We start from the raw sequence: 5,745 nt of genomic DNA, 5'->3' as shown, positions 1-5,745 counted from the left end.
GCCGAGGCGGATGTAAATGCGCTCGAGGCGCAAATTCGCAAGCAACAGGCAACCCTTGCCGGCGACGAAGTCGATCTCGGCTATACGAAGATCTATGCGCCGATGGCAGGGACGATCGCCGCCGTTCCGGTCAAGGAGGGGCAGACGCTCAATGCGAGCCAGACGGCGCCGACCATCGTCACCATTGCCGATCTATCGACCATGACGGTCAAGGCCCAGGTTTCCGAAGCCGATGTCAGCAAGCTCAAGATCGGCATGGACGCCTATTTCACGCTGCTTGGCCAGCCCGGCAAGCGCTACACCGGAAAATTGCGGCAAATCCAGCCGACGCCCGACATCGAAAACAACGTTGTTCTCTACTACGCGCTGTTCGACGTTCCCAATCCTGACGGCGACCTCATGATCTCGATGAGTGCCCAGGTGTTCTTCGTCGAGTCTGCCGCAAAGGACGTGCTCGTGGTGCCGAGTTCGGCAATTACCTTGCCGGACGGATCGCGGCGTGGCGGCAACAGCGAAGCTTCGCATAAGGGCGAGGTAACGGTCGTAACGCAGGCAGGTGCCACCGAAACCCGTGAGGTGGAAGTCGGCATCCGTAACCGCGTCAATGCCGAGATCAAGAGTGGTCTCAAGGAGGGCGAGCGCGTCGTCGTAGGGACGGGCAGTGACCCATCCGCGGCGAAGACTTCGAACAATGGCGGCAATCGCTCGCAGCGTTCTGTGCGCATGCCGCCGATGTTCTGAGAAAAGCCATGACCGCCCTGATCTCGCTCAAGGACATCACCAAGACCTACTACAATGGCGATCTTGCCGTTGAGGTTCTGCATGGCATCTCGCTTGATATCGAGGCGGGCGAGTTTGTCGCCATCATCGGCCAATCGGGTTCGGGTAAATCGACGCTGATGAACATCCTCGGCTGTCTCGATCGGCCAACGAGGGGCGACTACCTGCTGGATGGCGAACATGTTTCGGGATTCGAGCCCGATGAGCTTGCCGGCTTGCGCCGCCGCACTTTCGGGTTCGTCTTCCAGAGTTACAATCTGATCCCGACAGCCAGCGCCCAGGAGAATGTCGAGGTTCCCGCAGTCTATGCGGGCGCGCATGCCCGCGACCGGCGTGACCGGGCGGAAGCATTGCTCAACTCGCTCAAACTCGGCGACAGGCTGGACCATCGTCCCAACCAGCTTTCGGGCGGGCAGCAGCAGCGTGTATCGATCGCCCGTGCGCTTATGAACGGCGGTCGTATCATTCTTGCGGACGAGCCCACCGGCGCCCTCGACAGTCAGAGTGGCGAGGAAGTCATGGCGCTCCTGCGCAGCATGAACGAAAGCGGCCATACGATCATAGTCATTACCCACTCGCGTGAAGTGGCGGAGCAGGCCGACCGGCTGATCGAGTTGCGCGACGGCCGCGTGATTTCAGATCGCACCAAGAAAGGCCGGAGCAATCCCGAGGCCGCCTCTGGCCTCAAGCAGAAAGCCGTAGAGGGCGTTGCGGCGATTGCAGATGTGACCGAAGCGATCAAGATGGCGCTGCGCGCCCTGCACGCCAACCTCTTCCGCACTATCCTGACGCTTCTTGGCATCGTCATCGGTGTCGGCTCGGTGGTGGCGATGCTGGCGATCGGGACCGGGGCACAGAACTCGGTGCTCGACCGTATCTCCGCCATGGGTTCGGACCTTCTCGTCGTCCGGCCAAGCATGGCGAACTTTCGCGGCACCAGCGGCGGCAGTAACGTAACGCTCGTTCCTGCCGACGCAGACGCTATTCTCGAAGTTCCCAACGTCGCTTTTGCCGTGCCGGAGATGACTAGCACCGTTACGTTACGTTACGGCAATATCGATTATCAAACGACGGCCAACGGCACGGTGCCCCAGTTCACGGAAGCGAAATCCTGGAAGGTCGGCAAGGGCGAATTCCTCAACAAGGATGATATGGAAAGCTATGCGCCGGTCGCCATTATCGGGCGAACGGTGGAGAAGAATCTCTTTCCAGACGGGGAAAATCCACTCGGAAAATATGTGCTGGTCAGCAAGATCCCGTTCCAGATCATCGGTGTCATGAGCGAAATGGGGGCAGGGCCGGGCGGCAACGACCAGGACGATACGATCCTGATGCCGCTGACGACCGGCAGCATGCGGATATTCGGGCAGCGCAATGTCCGCTCCATAACGGTCCAGGTAAAAGACAGCGCCGCCATCGACGCAACGCAGGATAGGCTGCAGGCGCTCCTTGACCGCCGCCACAAGAAGCAGGATACCCAGATCACCAACATGGCCTCGATCCGCGAGGCGGTGACAGAGACGTCAAACACTTTGAAGCTGTTTCTTGGCGCCGTTGCGGCTATATCGCTCCTCGTCGGTGGGATTGGGGTCATGAACATCATGCTGGTGAGCGTCAGCGAGCGAACGCGCGAGATCGGCGTGCGCATGGCGACCGGAGCGCGTCAACGCGACATCCTGCTCCAGTTCATCATCGAGGCTCTGGTTGTTTCAGCGATCGGCGGTGCAATCGGCGTTGTCGCTGGTCTCGGCACCGGAATTCTTGCAAAAGTGCTTGGCGCACCCGTTAGCTTTACGATCGGACCTGTGGCGCTTGCCTTTGCATGTTCGTTCCTGACCGGACTGGTCTTCGGCTTCCTGCCGGCCCGGAACGCATCAAGGCTTCAGCCGGCAGCTGCCCTCAGTTCGGAATAACTCACCAGTCGTCGAGCGGATCACCACGATAGGGATCAAACGAGCGGTTATCGTAGCTACGGCGCGGCTGCTGGTAGCGGTCATCCGGGTAGTAGTCGCGGTCGTGATAATAGCGCTGCGATGGCCTGCGGCCCGAATCGGCGAAGGCGGCGGCGCATCCCTTGTCGACCCAGATAACACCGCGGGCATAGCCCCAGGTATCGCCTGCAACGCAGGGCGTACTCGAGAGCTGGCGGACGATGCGCGGACGACGCATACCGGCATCACATTCTCTATATCTGAACTTGCGTGATTCACATTTGAGGGTGCTCTGTGCGAGCGCCGGAGTAGAAATGAAAAATTGCGCGCCTCCAAAGGCGACTGCGAAAGCAAGAATATATCGGTACATTTTGCCTCTCCAATACCGAATCAAAACATGGCGAATGTGCATCAATTGAAGCCTGATCTGCAAATTTTGTTCCGGCCCGGTCAATCACATTTCTCAGGCGCTTCGATACAGGCGGTGTTCAGGAAAACCGCGCGTTCTCGCTACTGACGAGATCCGAGATGAAGCTCGAAACGGCGGTTATCCGCCGCAGCGTCCGCACTGATTCATGATAGGCGAGCCAATAGGAGCGGCGGATCGTGCGCTCCGGCAGGACGGGGATGAGGTCGGCGTGCTCGCGGGCAATGAACATGTGCAGAATCCCGATGCCTGCCCCCGCGCGCACCGCCTCCACTTGCCCGAGCGCGCTCGAAATCTCGAAAGCGGGACGCCAGTCGCGGCTGATCTCAGGCGCATAGTTCAATGATTGGCTGATGACGAGATCATCGACATAGCCCACCAACCTGTGGTTGGCGAGTTCATCGATTGAGCGCGGCGCAGGGTGCGCGTCGAGATAGGTCCGGCTGGCGTACAGGCCGAGGCTATAGTCGACGAGCTTGCGCGCGACGAGCCGTCCCTGGTCCGGACGGTCGACCGTGATGGCAATGTCGGCCTCGCGGCGCGACAACGAAAAAGAGCGGGGAACCGGCACCAACTGGATCTTGAGATCGGGATAGCGGGCCGTAAGCGACGCAAGGCGCGGTGCAAGAAAGGTTACGCCAAAGCCGTCGGGCGCGCCGATGCGGACAGAACCCGAGATGGCGACATCGGCATCACCCAGCGAGGATCGGATCGACAGCATCTCTGCCTCCATGCGCTCGGCGGAAAGGAGAAACTCTTCGCCCGCGTGGGTCAGTTCGCAGCCATTGGTCCGCCGCGTCAGCAACTTCGTGTTCAGATCGGATTCGAACGCCGTCAAACGCCGCGCTACGGTTGCATGATTGACTCCCAGGCGCTTGGCGGCGCCAAGGATTTGCCCGGACCGGGCCACCGCCAGGAAAATGCGCACATCGTCCCAATTCATTTTCTCGTCTCCTCACAAATTGGTACTTTAATATTCGCACAACGGATACGCTTTTGCTTGGCTTGCAATAAATTTTTTAAAGCGCGATGATGGCGCCACGAATAAATCCAACAATTGCAGGGAGGCAGATCACAATGCGTGAAGTCGGACATTTTATCGGTGGCAAGCACGTCGCCGGCACGAGCGGACGCACGACCGAAATTTTCCAGCCGATGGATGGAACAGTGCAGGGCCGCGTTGCCTTGGCTGCGCCGGCTGAGGTACGCGCCGCCGTCGAGGATGCGAAGTCGGCGCAGCCGAAGTGGGCCGCGACCAACCCGCAGCGCCGCGTCCGCGTGATGCGCAAGTTCCTCGAACTGGTAGAGGCGGAATATGATTCGCTTGCCGAGCTTCTGGCGCGCGAACACGGCAAGACAATCCCGGATGCCAAGGGCGATATTCAGCGCGGGCTCGAAGTGGTCGAGGTCTGCCTCGGCGCTGCTCATATGCTCAAGGGCGAGTTCAGCGACAGTGCCGGTACGGGCATCGACGTTTATTCGATGCGCCAGCCTCTCGGCGTCGTTGCAGGGATCACACCATTCAATTTCCCGGCGATGATCCCGCTGTGGAAGGCTGCGCCCGCTATCGTCTCGGGCAATGCCTTTATCCTCAAGCCGTCCGAACGCGATCCGGGCGTGCCTATGCGTCTCGCCGAGCTTTTCATTGAAGCTGGTCTTCCCGCCGGCATCTTCAACGTGGTGAACGGCGACAAGGGTGCTGTCGATGCACTCCTCGACGATCCTGACGTCAAGGCCGTCGGCTTTGTCGGTTCGACCCCGATCGCCCAGTACATCTATGCTCGTGCAACAGCGAACGGCAAGCGCGCCCAGTGCTTCGGCGGCGCCAAGAACCACATGATCATCATGCCTGATGCGGATATGGACCAGACAGTCGATGCCCTTATCGGCGCCGGCTATGGGTCGGCGGGCGAGCGCTGCATGGCGATTTCCGTTGCTGTGCCCGTCGGCAAGGAAACGGCCGATCGCCTGGTCGAACGCCTCATCCCACGTGTCGAAGGCCTGAAAGTCGGCCCTTCGACCGACGTGTCGGCAGATTACGGCCCCGTCGTTACCAAGGATGCGCTGGAGCGCATCAAAGGCTATGTCGATCTCGGCATCAAGGAAGGCGCCAAGCTTGTTGTCGACGGCCGCGGCTTCAAAATGCAGGGCTACGAGAACGGCTACTATATGGGCGGCTGCCTGTTCGACAACGTAACCCCGGACATGCGCATCTATAAGGAAGAGATCTTCGGGCCGGTGCTCAGCATCGTCCGCGCCGAGACCTACGAGGATGCCGTTCGCCTGCCGAACGAGCACGAATACGGCAACGGCGTTGCGATCTTCACCCGTGACGGCGATGCGGCCCGCGATTTCGCCTCGCGCGTCCAGATTGGCATGGTCGGCGTCAACGTTCCGATCCCTGTTCCGATTGCCTACTACACGTTCGGTGGCTGGAAGGCTTCGGGCTTTGGCGATCTCAATCAGCATGGCCCGGATGCGTTCCGTTTTTACACCAAAACCAAGACGGTCACGTCGCGCTGGCCTTCCGGTGTGAAGGACGGAGCGGAGTTCGTCATCCCAACGATGTAATAACCTCCGTCAACCAATATTGAGAGGGGCTGCGGC

The 5,745-nt window shown here is 60.0% G+C and carries 5 protein-coding genes; 3 read left to right on the top strand and 2 right to left on the bottom strand.

Annotation, left to right across the window (positions count from 1 at the left end; all coding sequences use genetic code 11):
- Both AAAB35_RS02345 and AAAB35_RS02340 read left to right on the top strand, forming a co-directional pair.
- The coding region (locus tag AAAB35_RS02345) for an efflux RND transporter periplasmic adaptor subunit (protein WP_340666630.1) at positions 1-741 on the top strand (741 nt) is incomplete at its 5' end.
- 8 nt (positions 742-749) lie between these two features.
- Positions 750-2,693, top strand: coding sequence for a MacB family efflux pump subunit (locus tag AAAB35_RS02340; protein ID WP_340666629.1), 1,944 nt, complete (start codon positions 750-752; stop codon positions 2,691-2,693).
- A 1-nt stretch (position 2,694) separates the two neighbouring features.
- On the opposite strand, the gene AAAB35_RS02335 is transcribed toward AAAB35_RS02340, so the two are convergent.
- Both AAAB35_RS02335 and AAAB35_RS02330 read right to left on the bottom strand, forming a co-directional pair.
- Positions 2,695-3,081 carry a DUF3011 domain-containing protein gene (locus AAAB35_RS02335; protein ID WP_340666628.1) on the bottom strand — a complete coding sequence of 129 codons (387 nt, stop codon included), beginning with the start codon at positions 3,079-3,081 and terminating at the stop codon, positions 2,695-2,697.
- 118 nt (positions 3,082-3,199) lie between these two features.
- Positions 3,200-4,081, bottom strand: coding sequence for a LysR family transcriptional regulator (locus AAAB35_RS02330; protein WP_340666627.1), 882 nt, complete (start codon positions 4,079-4,081; stop codon positions 3,200-3,202).
- Positions 4,082-4,215: 134 nt separating this feature from the next.
- Between AAAB35_RS02330 and AAAB35_RS02325 the strand changes: the two genes are divergently transcribed.
- The gene (locus AAAB35_RS02325) at positions 4,216-5,709 is read left to right on the top strand and encodes a CoA-acylating methylmalonate-semialdehyde dehydrogenase (protein WP_340666626.1); all 1,494 of its coding nucleotides are present in this window, start codon (positions 4,216-4,218) and stop codon (positions 5,707-5,709) included.
- The last annotated feature ends 36 nt before the right edge of the window (positions 5,710-5,745 follow it).

The sequence above is a fragment of the Phyllobacterium sp. genome, assembly GCF_037994425.1.
GTDB lineage: Bacteria > Pseudomonadota > Alphaproteobacteria > Rhizobiales > Rhizobiaceae > Phyllobacterium.
This window is presented reverse-complemented; position numbering and strand designations above follow the sequence as displayed.